17 protein-coding genes and 1 pseudogene are annotated in these 15,472 nt (G+C 71.0%); 8 read left to right on the top strand and 10 right to left on the bottom strand.

The window, feature by feature from the left end:
* Window positions 1-86: 86 nt before the first annotated feature.
* From FLV34_RS22130 to FLV34_RS22140, 3 genes are read left to right on the top strand one after another with little or no spacing between them, the layout of a single operon-like run.
* Window positions 87-1,181 (top strand): phenazine antibiotic biosynthesis protein, encoded by a 1,095-nt coding sequence (locus FLV34_RS22130; RefSeq protein ID WP_147943949.1) that lies wholly within the window; start codon window positions 87-89, stop codon window positions 1,179-1,181.
* A complete protein-coding gene (locus tag FLV34_RS22135) occupies window positions 1,181-2,551 on the top strand; it encodes an aldehyde dehydrogenase family protein (protein ID WP_147943950.1) in 1,371 nt (456 codons plus the stop codon). Before FLV34_RS22130 ends, FLV34_RS22135 begins: the two co-directional genes overlap by 1 nt.
* A 49-nt stretch (window positions 2,552-2,600) precedes the next feature.
* Window positions 2,601-3,716 (top strand): S9 family peptidase, encoded by a 1,116-nt coding sequence (locus tag FLV34_RS22140; protein WP_147943951.1) that lies wholly within the window; start codon window positions 2,601-2,603, stop codon window positions 3,714-3,716.
* A 22-nt stretch (window positions 3,717-3,738) separates the two neighbouring features.
* On the opposite strand, the gene FLV34_RS22145 is transcribed toward FLV34_RS22140, so the two are convergent.
* Complete coding sequence (locus FLV34_RS22145; RefSeq protein WP_142651437.1) at window positions 3,739-3,978, bottom strand: hypothetical protein; 240 nt, start codon at window positions 3,976-3,978, stop codon at window positions 3,739-3,741.
* 482 nt (window positions 3,979-4,460) lie between these two features.
* Between FLV34_RS22145 and FLV34_RS22150 the strand changes: the two genes are divergently transcribed.
* Both FLV34_RS22150 and FLV34_RS22155 read left to right on the top strand, forming a co-directional pair.
* Window positions 4,461-5,117 carry a class I SAM-dependent methyltransferase gene (locus FLV34_RS22150; RefSeq protein ID WP_221890017.1) on the top strand — a complete coding sequence of 219 codons (657 nt, stop codon included), beginning with the start codon at window positions 4,461-4,463 and terminating at the stop codon, window positions 5,115-5,117.
* Window positions 5,118-5,371: 254 nt separating this feature from the next.
* Window positions 5,372-6,466, top strand: coding sequence for a hypothetical protein (locus tag FLV34_RS22155; RefSeq protein ID WP_147943952.1), 1,095 nt, complete (start codon window positions 5,372-5,374; stop codon window positions 6,464-6,466).
* Window positions 6,467-6,557: 91 nt separating this feature from the next.
* On the opposite strand, the gene FLV34_RS42600 is transcribed toward FLV34_RS22155, so the two are convergent.
* The 8 genes and pseudogenes from FLV34_RS42600 to FLV34_RS22185 all read right to left on the bottom strand — a co-directional run bounded on the left by FLV34_RS42600 (window position 6,558) and on the right by FLV34_RS22185 (window position 12,487).
* The gene (locus FLV34_RS42600; protein WP_240972082.1) at window positions 6,558-6,716 is read right to left on the bottom strand and encodes a hypothetical protein; all 159 of its coding nucleotides are present in this window, start codon (window positions 6,714-6,716) and stop codon (window positions 6,558-6,560) included.
* Between the two features lie 127 nt (window positions 6,717-6,843).
* A pseudogene (locus FLV34_RS42605) lies at window positions 6,844-7,014 on the bottom strand (hypothetical protein); the annotation flags it as partial.
* A 114-nt stretch (window positions 7,015-7,128) separates the two neighbouring features.
* Window positions 7,129-7,512, bottom strand: coding sequence for a nuclear transport factor 2 family protein (locus tag FLV34_RS22165; RefSeq protein WP_142651440.1), 384 nt, complete (start codon window positions 7,510-7,512; stop codon window positions 7,129-7,131).
* 59 nt (window positions 7,513-7,571) lie between these two features.
* The gene (locus tag FLV34_RS41710) at window positions 7,572-8,018 is read right to left on the bottom strand and encodes a DUF11 domain-containing protein (protein ID WP_205831051.1); all 447 of its coding nucleotides are present in this window, start codon (window positions 8,016-8,018) and stop codon (window positions 7,572-7,574) included.
* On the bottom strand, window positions 7,967-8,551 hold the full coding sequence (locus FLV34_RS41715; RefSeq protein ID WP_222709581.1) for a hypothetical protein: 585 nt from the start codon (window positions 8,549-8,551) through the stop codon (window positions 7,967-7,969). Before FLV34_RS41715 ends, FLV34_RS41710 begins: the two co-directional genes overlap by 52 nt.
* Before the next feature lie 167 nt (window positions 8,552-8,718).
* On the bottom strand, window positions 8,719-9,117 hold the full coding sequence (locus FLV34_RS22175) for a hypothetical protein (protein WP_142651441.1): 399 nt from the start codon (window positions 9,115-9,117) through the stop codon (window positions 8,719-8,721).
* On the bottom strand, window positions 9,098-10,111 hold the full coding sequence (locus FLV34_RS22180; protein ID WP_187280693.1) for an RDD family protein: 1,014 nt from the start codon (window positions 10,109-10,111) through the stop codon (window positions 9,098-9,100). The genes FLV34_RS22175 and FLV34_RS22180 overlap by 20 nt, the downstream gene beginning before the upstream one ends.
* Before the next feature lie 129 nt (window positions 10,112-10,240).
* Window positions 10,241-12,487, bottom strand: a complete 2,247-nt coding sequence (locus FLV34_RS22185; RefSeq protein ID WP_369074158.1) for a tetratricopeptide repeat protein — start codon at window positions 12,485-12,487, stop codon at window positions 10,241-10,243.
* Between the two features lie 164 nt (window positions 12,488-12,651).
* Here FLV34_RS22185 and FLV34_RS22190 point away from each other — a divergent pair, with 164 nt between their 5' ends.
* Together FLV34_RS22190 and FLV34_RS22195 are read left to right on the top strand one after the other, a co-directional pair.
* A complete protein-coding gene (locus FLV34_RS22190) occupies window positions 12,652-13,107 on the top strand; it encodes a carboxymuconolactone decarboxylase family protein (protein ID WP_142651444.1) in 456 nt (151 codons plus the stop codon).
* 54 nt (window positions 13,108-13,161) lie between these two features.
* Window positions 13,162-13,611, top strand: a complete 450-nt coding sequence (locus tag FLV34_RS22195; RefSeq protein WP_142651445.1) for an iron chaperone — start codon at window positions 13,162-13,164, stop codon at window positions 13,609-13,611.
* 52 nt (window positions 13,612-13,663) lie between these two features.
* Here the strand turns inward: FLV34_RS22195 and FLV34_RS22200 are convergent, their stop codons facing one another.
* Complete coding sequence (locus tag FLV34_RS22200; protein WP_142651446.1) at window positions 13,664-14,668, bottom strand: aldo/keto reductase; 1,005 nt, start codon at window positions 14,666-14,668, stop codon at window positions 13,664-13,666.
* A gap of 171 nt (window positions 14,669-14,839) precedes the next feature.
* Between FLV34_RS22200 and FLV34_RS22205 the strand changes: the two genes are divergently transcribed.
* Window positions 14,840-15,466 (top strand): TetR/AcrR family transcriptional regulator, encoded by a 627-nt coding sequence (locus tag FLV34_RS22205; RefSeq protein WP_147943956.1) that lies wholly within the window; start codon window positions 14,840-14,842, stop codon window positions 15,464-15,466.
* Window positions 15,467-15,472: the final 6 nt, after the last annotated feature.

Below are 15,472 nucleotides of genomic sequence, written 5' to 3' on the forward strand. Positions count from 1 at the left end.
GCAGTGCCGGGGTTCCTTGACCTGGTGGCGAATCGTCCGGAAATAGCCTGGCTTTTCAGGGGATTTCCGAGTCAAAGGGGCCGGATATGTCAACGAATCCGATCCTCGACTGCCCGCTCGACCAGGTGCCGGAGGGCCCGGAGTTCATCGAGGCCGCCATGCGATGGCACTTCAGCCCCGAGACCGGCTCGCCGTACTGGCTGGAACGGGCGAAGACGCTCGGCTTCGACCCGCGCGAGGACGTGCGCACCTTCGAGGACCTGCGCCGCTTTCCCAACGTGGCCAACGAGCTGCGCGGCGTCCGGGTGGAGGACCTGATCCCCCGGGGGTACGGCCCGGACGCGGACGTCATCGGCGTGTACGAGAGCGGCGGCACGACCGGGCCGCCCAAGCGCGTGGTGCTGCTGCGCGACTGGATGGAACGGCTGATGCACCACACCGAGAAGGATCTGCAGGTGAAGGGTTATCCCGAGAGCGGCCACTGGCTGGCGCTCGTGCCGACCGGGCCGCACGTCTTCGGCGAGCTGGTCCGCTGGCAGGCCGCGCGGCGGGGCGGCGTCCCCTTCACCGTCGACATGGACCCCCGATGGGTCAAGAGATGCATCGCCGAGGGCCGCGCCGACGAGGCCGAGCGCTACGCCGAGCACCTGGTCGACCAGTGCGCCCACATCCTGGAGACCCAGGACGTGCGGGTCCTGGTGACCACGCCGCCGCTGCTGACCCGGCTGGCCCGCAGGAACGCGCTCATCGACCTGATCAACGCGAAGATCGACGTGATCGGCTGGGGTGGCGCGCACATGGATCCCGACACCCACTATCTGCTCCGCACGGAGGTCTTCCCGGACGTCAAGCTGTACGGCACGTACGGCAGCACGATGATCCTCGGCGGGCTGGGCGAGCGCATCGTGCCGCCGGAGCAGGACATCGTCATCTTCGACGCCTTCTCCCCCTACATCACGTTTTCCGTGATCGATCAGGAGAGCGGCGCGTCCGTCCGCTACGGCGACCGCGGCCAGGTGGTGATGCACCACGTCAGCAAGAGCTTCCTGCTGCCCAACAACCTCGAACGCGACCTGGCCACCCGCGTGGCGGCGCCGCCGGGGCAGCTGGGCGACTCCGTCGCCGACGTCGGCCCGCTCCCCACCTTCGAGAACGAGCAGGTCATCGAGGGGGTGTACTGATGGACGAGCTGATCCGGCTCGACGCGCTTGGAGCGGGCGGGGCCTATCACAGCCGCAGCCGGTTGACGATCACCGAGCTGACCGGGACGCCGGTCGCCGAGCTGAGCCTGGTGCCGCGGCTGTTCGTGCAGCGGACGATGGCGGCCCTGCGCGAGGCGCGCACCCTGCCTGCCCACGATCGGGCGGCGGCCCTCGCCCGCGCGGGACGGCTCTTCGCGACCGGCGTGGTGGACGGCATCCCGGCGGAGAGATACCAGCACATCGTCAGCCGCGTCTCCGGGATGCCGATCACCGTGGTCCGTTCGGCGACCGAGGGCATCGGGCGGCGCGCCGCCGAGGCGTACCGCACCACCCGGTACGCCCGTCCGCAGGGCGCGGTGGACGACTGGCGCGACCCGCTCACCCGCAACGGCCACGCGGTCTGGACCCGGCGCGGCGACGTCTTCGCCGTACACGCCGCGGGCAACCACCCGGGCGTGCACACGCTGTGGCTGGAGGCCCTGGCGCTGGGCTACCGGGTCGCGGTGCGGCCGTCGCGGCGCGAGCCGTTCACCCCGCACCGCCTGATCACGGCGCTGCGCGAGTCGGGGTTCGGCGACGACCAGGTGGTGCTCCTGCCGACCGACTACGCGGTGGCCGACGACGTCATCCGCGACGCCGACCTCGCCATGGTGTACGGCGGCGAGGAGGTCGTGAACAAGTACGGCAACGACGTCAGGGTGCTGCCGCAGGGCCCGGGACGGTCCAAGATCCTGCTCACCGGACGCGACTGGGAGTCCCATCTGGGGACGATCGTGGAGTCGGTCAGCGCCTTCGGCGGGACGGCCTGCGTGAACGCGACCGCCGTCTTCGTGGAGGGCGATCCCGCACCGGTGGCCGAGGCCGTCGCGGAACGGCTCGCGGCGATCCCGAGCCTGCCGCCGGAGGACGACGGCGCGGTGCTGCCCGTCCAGCCGGTCGCGGACGCGCACGCGATCGAGAAATACCTGCTCGACCACGTGAACGGCGCGACGCCCGTGCTCGGCGGCGACGGCGTGGTGGACGACCTGGGCGACGGCAGCGCGGCGCTGCGGCCGGCCGTCTTCCGGGTGAACCGGCCAGATGCGCCCCAGACGGGCATCGAGCTGGCGTTCCCCTGCGTGTGGTTCGCGCCCTGGAGCCGGGCGGACGGCGTCGAGCCGCTCAGGAACACGCTCGTGCTGACCGCGATCACGGATGACGAGGGGCTGGTCGACCGGTTGGTGGAGGATCCGTCGATCAGGAACGTCTACCTGGGGGACACCCCCACCTATCTGATGCCGCCGTGGGTGCCGCACGACGGCTACCTCGGCGAGTTCCTCATGCGCACAAAAGGTGTCATCCGCACTTAGCGCGCTGTGCGCCCTTAAACAACCGTAAAAGGCCCAGTAGATTGCGGGCATGCACAGGACGAGACGGTGGCGGCGCCGCCTGCTGTGGACGCTCGCCGTCGTCGTGGTGCTCGCCGTGGCCGCCGTCGGCGGCGCGGGCTGGTACTACTCCGGCCTGGTCATCGACCCCGTCCACACCTCCGGCTATCCCCTGGAGGTGACGGCCGTCGACGGCGACCAGGTCACCATCAAGGGCGGCTCCGACACGGCCGCCCCCGGCACATACGGCCTGACCTGGGCGGACGGCAACGCGCTGCTGGGCCAGGTGGTCACGAGCGGGGCCGGCACGGTGACCAGGAAGGTCGCCGAGGTCGTGCGCGGCGAGCTGCGTCCCGGCGTGCGGGCCTACTTCGACCGCTGGCTGTGGGGCCACGGGACCCCGGCCGCCGCCGGCGTGCCGTACACGGACGTGAAGATCCCCTCGCCGCTCGGCGACTTCCCCGGCTGGCGGACCGAGGGCACCTCCACGACCTGGGTGATCGCCGTACACGGCCGCAACGGCGGCCCGGCGGAGGCTCTGCGCGTGCTGCCGGTCTTCCACAGCCTGGGGATGCCGGTGCTGGGCATCACCTACCGCAACGACGAGAACGCCCCGGCGAGCGAGGACGGCAAGCTCCACCTTGGCGCCACCGAATGGCAGGACGTCGCGGCGGCCATCACGTACGCCAGGAAGCAGGGCGCGACCGGCATCGTCCTGTACGGCTGGTCGATGGGCGGGGGCATCGTGCCGATGACCGTGCGCAACCTGCCCGGCGAGCCGATCAAGGCCATGATCCTCGACAGCCCGGTCATCGACTGGCGGGCGCCGATCGCCCTCGGGGCCGAGCAGATGGGCGTGCCCGGCTTCCTCGTATCGGTGGGCGAATGGGTCATCGAACGACGCACCGGCGTGTCCTTCGACGACATCGACCACCTGCGGCACGCCCGCGAGTTCACGATCCCCACGCTGGTCTTCGTGGACGACGACGACGCGACCGTGCCGACCGGTCCGGCGCTGCGGTTCGCCGAGGCCCGCTCCGACATCGTCAGGCTCGTACGGACCAGCGGAGGCGGGCACACCGGCTCCTGGAACGCGGACCCCGGGCGTTACGAGCGTGAGGTCAAGGAGTTCGTCTCGTCCCTGTGACAGGAGCCGGGGACCACGACGGTCATCGAGCCGCCGACCGGGGTGAAACAGAGCCGTTCGTACACGCGCCCGGCCGGGTCGCCCTCAGACACGGCCAGGCCCGGCCGTCGGCCGCCGCCCTCTCCCGTACGGCGGCCGGCATGCGCGTGCCGAGGCCGGAGGGCGTGCGGGCGGGATGGCGGAAGACCTCCACCACCCAGGGCCGGCCGTGGTGGAGCATGACCGGCACGCCGCCCGCCCCGGTCAGAAGCACGCGTTCCACACGAGGGAGGATCTCGGAGCCCGACGAGGCCGGGCGACACCCTTTTCCGGACCGGAAGCTCCGCCGCGTCTACGTGCAGGGATGACCCACTTCCTCCGGGGTTGAGCATGGGCTTCGGAGACGGAGTCGGAAAAAGATGGCGTGGCCCGGGAACAACAACTCCGGACACGTGGTTGGATGAAGCGTGGCCGGTGTGCAGGTGTCCCCGGGCCTCACCTAATTTGCCTTCGCGGACTACCGTTCGGCTGGAGCCGCGTTGTGCCTTTCGCCGAGAGGCGACCCGGCACCGGCACCACACGTGCGGGACCCCGGCAGGAGATCCTCCTGCCGGGGTCCTGGCGTCTACGGGGTCTTCCGATGTCTCTGCGGAGTCTTCTCGGCGGTGAACGGTTCACCGCCGCAGGACGCCTGAGCCCTGCGGATATCAACCTCCTTACCCCTTTGCATCCACTTTTGTCGGCTGAGGGTGACAAGATGCGTCCGTGCCTGATTTGGATCCGCAGTCGATCGCCTCCTACTGGGACGCGGAGGCAGACACCTTCGACGACGAGGCCGACCACGGGCTGCGCGACCTCCGGGTCCGCGCGGCCTGGGCGGGACGGCTGCGGTCCTGGATGCCGCGGCCTCCCACCGACGTCCTCGACCTGGGTTGCGGCACCGGGTCGCTGACGCTGCTGCTGGCCGAGCAGGGGCATCGGCCGGTGGGCGTCGACCTGTCCCCCAGGATGGCCGAGACGGCCCGGGGCAAGCTGGCCGCCGCGGGCTTCACCGCACCCGTCCTCACCGGCGACGCGAGCGACCCGCCGGCCGACGCCGGCACCTCCTTCGACGTCGTCCTGGCCCGGCACCTGCTGTGGACCCTGCCCGCGCCGGAGCACGCGTTGCAGACCTGGATGGGCCTGCTGCGCCCACACGGCCGGCTGATCCTCATCGAGGGCAACTGGCAGGCCTCCGGAGACGGCCCGCCGTACGTGCCGGGCGCCCACTCTCTGCCCTGGCTCGGCGGGGTGAGCGCCGAACCACTCGTCGAGGTGCTCCGGCCGTACGCGTCGAGTGTGGCGGTGGAACCGCTGACCGACCCGGTTCTGTGGGGAAAGCCCGTCCACGACGAGCGATACGCCGTCATCGCCCACCGCTGAGCTGCGTAATTCGCGGAAAACACACAATGCCGATTCCGTAAACGTCTCGGCAATTAGTCGAAGCATATTGCCGGCGAAATGCGCGGGCAAAGCGCGGCCTGGTCATCGCGTCGTAGCCGACAGCCACGTCCAAGGGCGCACATGGAATTCCGCAGCGGTCGGCCCGGGAGGGGTCAACTCGCCTGGACGGGCTCCGGAGGCGTGTGCCAACGATTGAGATACGACCCGATCGCTGATCGGAGAGGAGTATCTCTATGCACGGCACTCGATTCTCATTACTGCTGGGTCCGGCAGTCCTGTCCGCAGTCACGCTCTGGCCGGCCATCGCATCGGCCGCCACCACCGCCCACCCCACCGGCCTCGCCGCCGCGCTGAGCGCGCCGCGGGCCGACGAGCCGAGCACCGACCTCGGCGAGCAGTCGGAGGAGGCGGCCCGGGAGAGCGGACGCGCGTACCAGGAGGAGAGCGGGTACGGGCGGGAGAGCGCCCAGGAAGAGGAAGGTTCGTCGGGCGAGGAGTCGAGCGGCAGCACCCAGTCGGAGAGCGACCTCGGCCATCAGCGCTCGCGGTCCTCGCTGAACGAGTCGTCACTGGGCCAGTCGTCGCTGCGCGAGTCGTCACTGAGCCAGTCGTCGCTCAGCGAGCAGTCGTCCAGCCGTCCGATCAGCTACACGCGGACGATCACGTACCAGCGCCCGGTCACGCAGACGCGGATGGTGACTGAGAGCCGTCCGGTCACGTTCACCCGGCACGTCACCTACCAGCGCCCGGTCACCGAGACGCGTACGGTCACCCGGATGCGCCCGGTCACCGAGACGCGCCAGATCACCTATCAGCGTCCCGTGACCTACACGCGCATGGTCACCGAGACCCGGCCGGTCATCCACCAGGAGACCTTCCAGCGTCCGGTCACCCAGACGCGGTACGTCACCGAGTCACGTCCTGTGACGCGGTACGTCACCTATCAGCGTCCCGTGGTGAAGTACGTCACCGAGCGCCGCGCGGTCACCCACCAGGAGACCTTCCAGCGGCCCGTCACCGAGACGAAGTTCGTCACCGAGACGCGCCCGGTGACCCGCCAGGAGACCTTCCAGCACCCGGTCACGCAGACGCGCTTCGTCACCGAAAGCCGTCCGGTCAGCTACACCCGGATGGTGCCGGAGACCCACGAGGTGAAATCCACGCACTGGGTCACCGAGAGCCGTCCGGTCAGCTACACGCGCATGATGACCTACCAGCGCCCGGTCACCGAGACCAAGTACGTCACCGAGTCGCGGCAGGTCACCAGCTACAGCCGGCCCATGATGCACCAGTCCTCCTCCAGCGGCAGCAGCGAGGAATGCGACTGACTGAGCCGGGAAGCCAAGCCCTGACATCCAGTCGGGCCACGAGGGGCACGAGCGGTTCCCGCCCGTGCCCCTTCCGCACGTGCGCCCAGCGTCATTCGTCGAAGACGTCACAGCGCCTGGAGTCGTCCGGGTCGTCCCTCAGACACCCTTCGTCCACGGCATTGGACACCCCGGGCAGATCGATCGCCGCACTCAACACGGCCTGGGGGTCGGCGCCGAGGACGAGTTTCAGGCGGAAGGACTCCGGCATGTCCTCGACCCTGGTCGCCGCCGGCAGCGCGGGGTCCGCCTCGCTTCTGCGGAAGTTCTCGAACGCCGTCCGTGCTCTGCCCCACCCCCATGACCAGGGCGATCTCGGCGTCCGCCAGGTCGAGGTAGCAGCGCAGCACCAGCGCCTCCCGCTGGCGCCGGGGCAGCCGGGCCAGCGCGAGCAGCACCGCGAGCCGCACCAGGCCGACCCGGTGCTCGCGATACAGGCCCGCCAGATCGGCCCGGGGAGGCGGTGCGGGCGGAGCGAGCGCCGTCGGCCATAGGGATTCACGATCCATGCAGTGTGAACGCGCACCCCCGCCGATCCGCTGCTCGCGGATTTCCGGCCGCACACGTGCGAAGGCCCCTCCGGACGATGGTCCGGAGGGGCCTCGCGACGTCGCGACCCGGTGTCACGCCTCGCCGGCGTGGGCCGCCAGCACGCGCCAGCCGTACTCGCCGGTGTGCACCCAGGTGCGCGTGTAGCGCAGCCGTCCGGCGAAGGGCTCGCCGGCGAAGGTGCCTTCGAGCGTGCCGAGGAAGCACGTGACCCCGGTCGTCCCCGAGACGACGACGGTGAGGTCCTCCTCGGCCACCTTCGTCATCACCTGCGTACGCGAGCGGTGGTTGTGGAGATCGAGCTGTTTGGCCTCCGTGTGCAGGCGGCCGTCCGGCGGTCCCGTGAAGACGAGCCGCTCGTCGAGCAGCCGGTCGAGCTCCTCCACGTCACCGAGGAGCTGCGCCTTCTGCAGCCGCCGCTCGGCCTCGTACAGCTCGTCCAGAAGAGTGCCTGCCATGTCGGTCCTCTCCGTCGTGGCGCGTCTCCGGCGACACAACGGTAGTCCCGAGCGGCTCGTTACCCGGCGTTCCGCCTGCTCCCTGGAAAGTTGCAGAACGGGCAGAACGGTTCGCGCTGGACGCACACCTTCACGGAGTCGCTGTCGTTGGCCGGATCGAGGTCGAGCTCCTCGCCGCCGACGGTGGCGGTGTTGACCGTCTCCGCGACCGCGGTGGCCTTCGCGCGGACGACCAGCGTGGCCGTCGCGCCACTGGCCAGCGTTCCCACCGCCCACGTGCCCCCGGCGTACGTGCCGGTCGACGGCGTGGACGACAGGAAGGCGAGGTTGGCGGGCAGGACGTCCTTGACGGCGACGCCGGTGGCGTCGTTGGGCCCGGCGTTGGCGACCGTGACCCGATAGGTGACGGTCTCGCCCACGGTGACCTCGGTCCGGTCCGCGGACTTGACCACGCTCAGGTCGACGGCCGGGTTGACCTCGGTGACGGACCAGATGGCGCTGGACATCGGCGCTCCCTCGGGCCCCGTCCAGCAGCCGGGATCGGCAACTTCCTCGACGACATCTTCTTCGGCACCCCGGCGTCGGTGCCGAGACGCCCGCGGTGGGACAGCCGCCAGTAGAGCTTCTGCCCGGGGGTCGTCGGGCGGTCCTGGTAGAGGGTCGAGACCTGGTTGGCGTTGAGCTCCGCGAACTGCGCGCCCTCCGCCGCCGGAACGTTCATCCGGGGGCTCCAGATCTCGATCCTGTGGTCGGTGGCGGTCGTCCGCCAGCCCGGCCCCGCGTTGGGACCGCTCTGCGAGGCGTCCGGCAGCGAAGCCCATGTCCCGGTGACGACGGGCCTCTCGAACCCGCCGTTGACCAACGCCACCTGCTCGGGGCACGACGCGGGGTTCGGCGCCGCCGCCCGCGGCGTCACCGTGGCCGCGGCCTCGGTGCGTACGGGCGCGGCTCCGGCGAGGACCGCGTCGGACAGCGTCAGCGGGACAGCCGCCGCCACCAGGGCGGCGATGGGATAACACATCCTGCGGATGCGCCTCATCGATCAACGTCCTCTCGTCGTGGCGATTCACCAGGCCGTACGACCGGCGCCGGCACCGCACGGAAGATTCGTGCGGCGGGGACGAGAGGAGCGGCACGACACGTGCGGCCGTGCCAACAGTTGGCCGGACTTGTTCTCTGCCGACCCTGCGCAGGGAAGATCTGGATCTATGTCGACGGCTCCCGCGGCCAGAACCGGACCAGGAACCGCTCCCGCGGATCCGCGTCGTCATCGGCCCGCGTGCACACCCGTACGTTCCACAGCCGTTCCGGCTCGCCGAGCAGCAGGAAGCCGTCCTGCACGTCCGAGTACAGCGTCGTCGCGCAGACTTCGCCGGTCTCCGAGCGGAACACGCCGGTGACGACATCCGCCCACGCGTCGCGCTGGTCCCCCGGCTCGTCGTCCCACGCTTCGAGCGTGAGGCTCACGAGGTCGTCCTCCGCCGAGAGCGCGAGGCCGCGGTGGTCGGACGGCTCGAAGGGGTCCCAGGACGACGACACGTCCACGACGAAGAAGGTCCCGTCGTGGACGTGCAGCTCACAGTCGCTACGCGAGATCAGGGGCATGCGGACCGCCGGTGGTGAGAGACGGATGACGTACGACCGCCGCCCTGAGCAGCCGGTCGTGGAGGAGCCGGGCGTCGGCGTCGAGGAACGCCGCCAGCCCGCCGGCGAGCAGGAGCACCAGCCCGATGTCGGGAACGAAGGCGAGGAAGGGGAAGGCCAGCGTGCGCAGGGCCGCCCTGCCCGCGCCCAGCCGTCCACCCGTCCGCACGTCGACGACGCGTACGCGCAGCAGCCGCTTGCCGAGCGTCCGGCCCCACACGGCGTGCTGCACCCAGACATAGAGGAGCAGTATGAGCAGGTCGAGCAGCTCTTCGGGCCGCACGCTGCCCTCCAGCACGTCGCCGAGCCGTCCCAGCAGGCCCTGGTCGAACCAGGTGAACCAGACGCTCGGATCGACCAACGACCAGGCCGGTTCCACGACCAGGCGGAGAGCAGCGACGACGACCAGGTAGTCGATCAGAGCCGCCACCGGACGACGCCACGCCGTCCCGCCGACGGCCGGCTCTTCCCGGGCCGCCGTACGCGACGCGGCGAACACCAGCGCCGCGGCCAGCAGGAGGCACCGCTGGTTCGGTCCCCAGCTGTCGAGCACCCTGCGGAACCACTCGGCGCTGAGTATCGGAACCGTCTGCAAGCAGCCCTCGGGCTCGACGTACATCGGGGTGAGGGGCTCGACGACGGCGATCACGACGAGAAGCCCCGCGACGCGCCTGCCGACGATCGCGCGATCCGTGTCGCGCACGTACGCCAGGAGCCCCAGGAGCACGGCCAGAGCGGGAACCGCCCAGCTCTCGGCGGTTTCCACCACCCTCGACAGGTCATCGCGCAGCGTGGACAGCGGCCATTCGTCGCCGCCCGGCATGCCGACGCACCCCTGGATCACGAAGGGCCCGTTCTCCACCCGCCGCAGCTCCCATGTCGGAACGGCGGCCAGGGCGACCGCGGCGAGCCAGGCCGGAACGGCGAGCCAGGCCGGCAGGCGTGGGCGTCTCACGCCCGGTCCATGTCCGGCAGGAACGGGTGCACCACGACCCGGCATGATCATCTCCTCCCGCGAGCCCCCAACCTAACGGCCGGGCGGCTGGCGGGAACCCGAAATGATCAGGAAAAGCGGCGGTACGGCTCAGCGGGCGGCGCGCACGGCCTCCCGCGCCGCGCGGGCGAGCTTCTCGTCGTACGGCCGGCCCAGCTCACGCGCGAGCTCGATCGTGCGGTCGAGCAGCGCCAGCGCCTCGTCATGGCGGCCCGCCACGCGGCAGGTCTCGGCGTAGGTGTGCAGGAAGTCGATCTCCAGTTGCACCTCGGCCAGCGGTTCCAGCAGCTCGAAGGCCCGCCGGTGGTGGTCGAGCGCCTTCTCCAGCGAACCCGCGATCCGCAGCGCGACACCGAGATAGTTGTGGCACCACGCCTGGTTGTGCTGGAGATTGTGCTGCTCGGACAGCGTCAACGCCTCGTGCAGCCTGCGCTGCGACTCCGCCTGGTCGTCCGGCGCCAGCGCGAGACCGAGCGTGACGAGCCCGGTGACCCGCGCGGGCCCGTCCGCCAGGGCGAGGGACGCCCGGGCGAGTTCGGCGGCTTCGTCGCGCCGCCCGAGGTGGAGCGTCACCCATCCGTCGAAGGCCAGCGCCTGCGACTGCCCCATCCGGTGCCCGAGCTTCTCGAACAGCTCGTGTGCCCGCCGGAAGTGCGCCTGCGCCGCTTCGAGGTCGCCGAGGTCCCGCCGTACGAAACCGATGCGCAGCGCGAGGGCGGCGGCGGTGTCGTCGTCCGGCCCCGACCGCTCGGCCGTCTCGTAGGCCGACAGCGCCTCGCCGAGGCGTCCGGCGGCGGCCCGGGCGAAACCGAGGTCCGCGAGCAGCGCGGCCCGCTGCCGATCGCGGCCGAGACGCCCAGCGGCGTCCGCGGCGGCTTCGAGCAGGCGCGCCTGGTCGTCGGTGCCGCGGTGGCGGAAGAACCAGACCCGCATGGCCTGCGGCAGCTCGGCCACCACCTCGTCCATGCCCAGCCGTACGGCGGTGTCGAAGCAGGCCACCAGGTTGACGTATTCGAGGTCGAACCACGCCATCGCCTTCGCCGGGTCTCCCGGCGCGGGGTCCTTGCGGTGCGGTGAGGGCAGCGTGCGGTCGTGGGCGACGGCCTGCGCCAGATAATGCGTCAGCACCCGGCGCAGCGCGGCTTCGGCCCGTGGCTCCTCCTCGGCGGCGAGGTCTGCCGCGTACTGCCGGAGCAGATCGTGCATCCGATATCGCCCCGGCGAGGGCTCCTGCACCAGGTGGGCGTCGACCAGTTCCTCCAGCGCGGCGGCGGCACGGTCGGGCGGCATGTCGGCGAGCGCGCCCGCGGCCGAGGCGTCGAAATCGGTGCCCGGCAGCACGCCCAGCAGCCGGAACATCCGGCGCTGAGCCGTGTCGAGCTGCTGCAGCGACATGCCGAACGCCGCGTCGAAACGGCTGGGGGTGGCGCGCAGCCGTTCGGCCAGCACGGCCACCGTCCAGCCCGGACGGTGGCGAAGCCGCGCGCCCGCCATCCGCAGCGCCAGCGGGAGCCCGCCGCACTGGCGCAGCACCTGGCCGACCGCCTCCTCTTCGGTGAGCGACAGCCCGGCCGCCCGGCCGAACAGGTGCGCCGCGTCGTCGTCGGCCAGCGGCTCCAGGGACACCGGCGGCACCGCGTCCAGGCTGACCAGCCGGTGACGGCTGGTGACCAGCACCGCGGACTTCCCCGCGCCAGGAAGCAGCGGACGCACCTGCTCGGCGTCGACCGCGTTGTCGAGCACGACGAGGACCCGCAGGCGCGACAGCTCCGACCGCCACAGCGCCGCACGTTCGGCGGTGCCGGCCGGGGGATGCGTGACGTCCAGCGCGCCCAGCAGCCGGCCCAGCGCGGCGTGCGGCTCCAGCGGCTCCTGTCCCGGGGTGAAGCCCTGCAGGTCGAGATAGAGCCCGCCGTCCGGGAACGCGGAGACGAGCCGATGGGCCACGTGCACGGCCAGGCTGGTCTTGCCCACGCCCGCCATGCCGTCGATCGCCGCCGCGCCGGTGGTGCGGATCAGCTCCTCGACCAGGGCACACTCGGCTTCCCTGCCGGTGAAGTCGAACAGGTCGGCCGGCAGATCGTTGCGCCGCCGGGCGGGCGCCGCTCCGGCTTCGGCCGCCTCGGCCCACAGCGCGCGCAGTGGCCGGGGATCGCGTCCCACGGCCCGGCACAGCGCCACGACGGCCTCCCACGGCGGCACGAGCTGTCCGGTCAGATATCGCGACAACGACGAGCTGCTCAGCCCCGTCTGGCGGGCGAGAGCGCGCAGGCTGAGCCCGCTCAGCTCCTTGATCCGGCCGAGCTGAGCCACCAGTCGTTCCTGGGGGCTGGACACGTGCAACACCGTACCCGTCCCGGCCCGTACGGACGGATCGGCGGCGCGTTCGCGCAGGTCAGCAGCGTTATCGGTGTCCCACGGTGTCCCACTGGGCAGGCGCCGCCGGGCACGCCGATGGTCTGATAGCTCGTGTCGGAAACACCTGCGGCGAAGGAGTGGCGATGTCGACCGAGCGCATGCCGAACCCGGCGGCTTTGATCCCCGAGGCTATGGAGGCCCTGATGGCGCTCAACAGGGCCGTCGCGGGCGCCGGAGTGGACGGCAGACTGCTGGCGCTGAGCCACCTGCGGGCCAGCCAGATCAACGGCTGTGCTCCCTGCGTCGCCGGGGGCGTCCACCAGGCCCGGCGGCACGGCGCGACCGATGATCAGGTGCACGCCGTCGCCGCGTGGCGGGAGACGCCGTGGTTCAGCGACGAGGAGCGTGCCGCACTGGCCCTGACCGAGGCCGTCACCCGGCTCGCCGACCGGCCCGACCCCGTGCCCGACCAGGTGTGGGACGTGGCCGCCACGCACTTCGACCAGAAGGAGCTGGCCGCGCTGCTGCTCAACATCGCGATCGCCAACGCCTTCAACCGGCTCAACGTGCCGACCCGACAGCAGGCGGGCCAGTGGTGACGCCGTCCCCCATCACCGCCTGAAGCCGTACATCACAGAAGAGAGGAAATCGTCATGTCGAAGACCACCACCGCCAAGGGCCAGAAGTACGACGGGTTCACCGAGGAAGAGCGCGACGCGATGAAGGAGCGCGCCAAGGAGCTCAAGACGAGCGCACGGCGGGGCGCCAAGGCCGACACGGAGAGCGAGGTGCTCGCCAAGATCGCCGAAATGCCCGAGTCCGACCGGGTCATCGCCGAGCGCCTGCACGCCGTGATCAAGGCCGCCGCGCCGACCCTGACCCCGAAGCTGTGGTACGGCATGCCGGCGTACGCCCACAACGGCAAGATGGTCTGCTTCTTCCAGGCCGCGGCGAAGTTCAAGGCCCGCTACGCGACGCTCGGCTTCAGCGACGCGGCGAACCTCGACGACGGAGCCATGTGGCCGGCGTCGTACGCCCTGGCCGAGCTGACCCCCGAGGTCGAGGAGAGGATCGCCGCGCTCCTGAAGCAGGCGCTGAGCTGAGAAGGTCCGGCGACCTTCACGACGTCAGCCTCATGACGTCAGCCTCATGACGTCAGTCGACAAGCGCCGAGCCGAAGACCCACGGGGACGTCTGGGAGATGAAGTCCCCGGGGAATCCGAGCTCGAAGCCGGTGGCCTCCTCCAGCCGGGCGATGCTTTCCGGCGGCAGGGTGAGGCCGGCGGCGGCGAGGTTGTCGCGGAGCTGGTCGGCATCGCGCGCCCCGACGATGGGATGGATCGCGCGCGACCGGCTCGCGGTCCACGCGATGGCCACCTGGGAGGGCGTGGCCCCGAGGTCGTCGGCGACGTCCTGCACCACCCGGGCCATCGCGTGGTCACGGGCCGACAGCGACTCCGCGTTCAGCCGGCCGCCGGTCGCGGGGGCACCGGGGCGGGTGTACTTGCCGGACAGCACGCCGCCGCCCAGCGGGCTCCAGGCGGTGACGCCCAGCCCCAGCGACTCGGCCATCGGCAGCAGCTCGCGTTCGATGTCGCGCTGGAGCAGGCTGTACGGCACCTGGAGACCGACGAACGGGCTCCACCCATGCCACTGCGCCAGCGTGTTGGCCCGCGACACGATCCAGGCGGGGGCGTCGGAGATCCCCACGTAAAGAACCTTGCCGGAGCGGACCACGTCGTCCAGCGCGCGCATGGTCTCCTCGATCGGCGTGTCGCGGTCCCACATGTGCACCCAGTAGACGTCCACGTAGTCCGTACGCAGCCTGCGCAGGCTGGTCTCCAGCGACGCCCGCAGGTTCTTGCGGTGGTTCCCCGCCGCGTTGGGGTCGGCGCGGTCGCGTGACACGGTGTATTTCGTGCCCAGCACGAACGACTCGCGCCGGCCCTCCAGCAGCTCGCCGAGTATCCGCTCGCTGGCGCCGTCGCGGTAGTTGATCGCAGTGTCGATCATGTTGCCGCCGGCCTCGGCGTACAGGTCGAGCATGCGCCGGCACTCCGGCAGCGGCGCGCCGACGCCGCCCTGCTCGCCGAAGGTCATGGCGCCCAGGATCAGCTCGGAGACCCGCAGGCCGCTCGCGCCCAGCGTCCGGTATCTCATGCCGTCGCCGATCCGCTGAACAGCTCCGCGGCGGCGGCCTTGTCGGGATCGGAGACGACCAGATGGATCGCGATGTGCGTCATGGCAATGACCATACACACTGTCTGGACATGTCGTCCAGATCGAATGTATGGACGTAGCGTCCATACACGCCGTCGTACGCTTGGTCGCATGTCTTCCAAGCGCACCGCTCCCGCCGCGCGCCGCTCGGGCGCCGCGGCCTCCGCAGAGCTTCGGGAGCGCATCCTGTCGGCGACGCGTGAGCTGCTGCGGGAGCGCCGCTTCGACACCCTGAGCGTGAGCGACATCCTGACCGCGGCCAAGGTGTCCCGGGCCAGCTTCTACTTCTATTTCCCGAGCAAGCAGGCGGTGCTCGCCGAGCTCGTACGCGAGGCCGTGACGCAGGGACAGCAGGCGGCCGAGCCCTGGACCGGCGGACGGCAGGACCCGGCCGCCGCGCTCCGGGCCGGTGTGACCGACGGCGCACGGTTGTGGCGCGCGAACGCGGGCGTGCTCATGGCGATCGTGGAGAGCTGGGGCTCCGACGACGACCTGCGAGCCCTGTGGCTCGAACAGATGGACCTGTTCACCGAGGCCGCCGTGGCCCGCATCCGATCCGACCCGGAGGCGCTGCGGCACCTCGGCGACGCGGACGTACGCGCCGTGGCCGCCTCGCTGACCTGGATGGGCGAACGGCTCTACTACCTCGCCGCCTCGGGGGTGCCGCCCTTCGACGACGAGCAGGTCCTCGTCGACGTGCTCACCAATGCGTGGACCTCGCTGCTCTACGGCCGGTGAACCGGG

Origin of the sequence: Microbispora sp. CSR-4 (assembly GCF_008033685.1) — a bacterium.
Lineage (GTDB): Bacteria > Actinomycetota > Actinomycetes > Streptosporangiales > Streptosporangiaceae > Microbispora.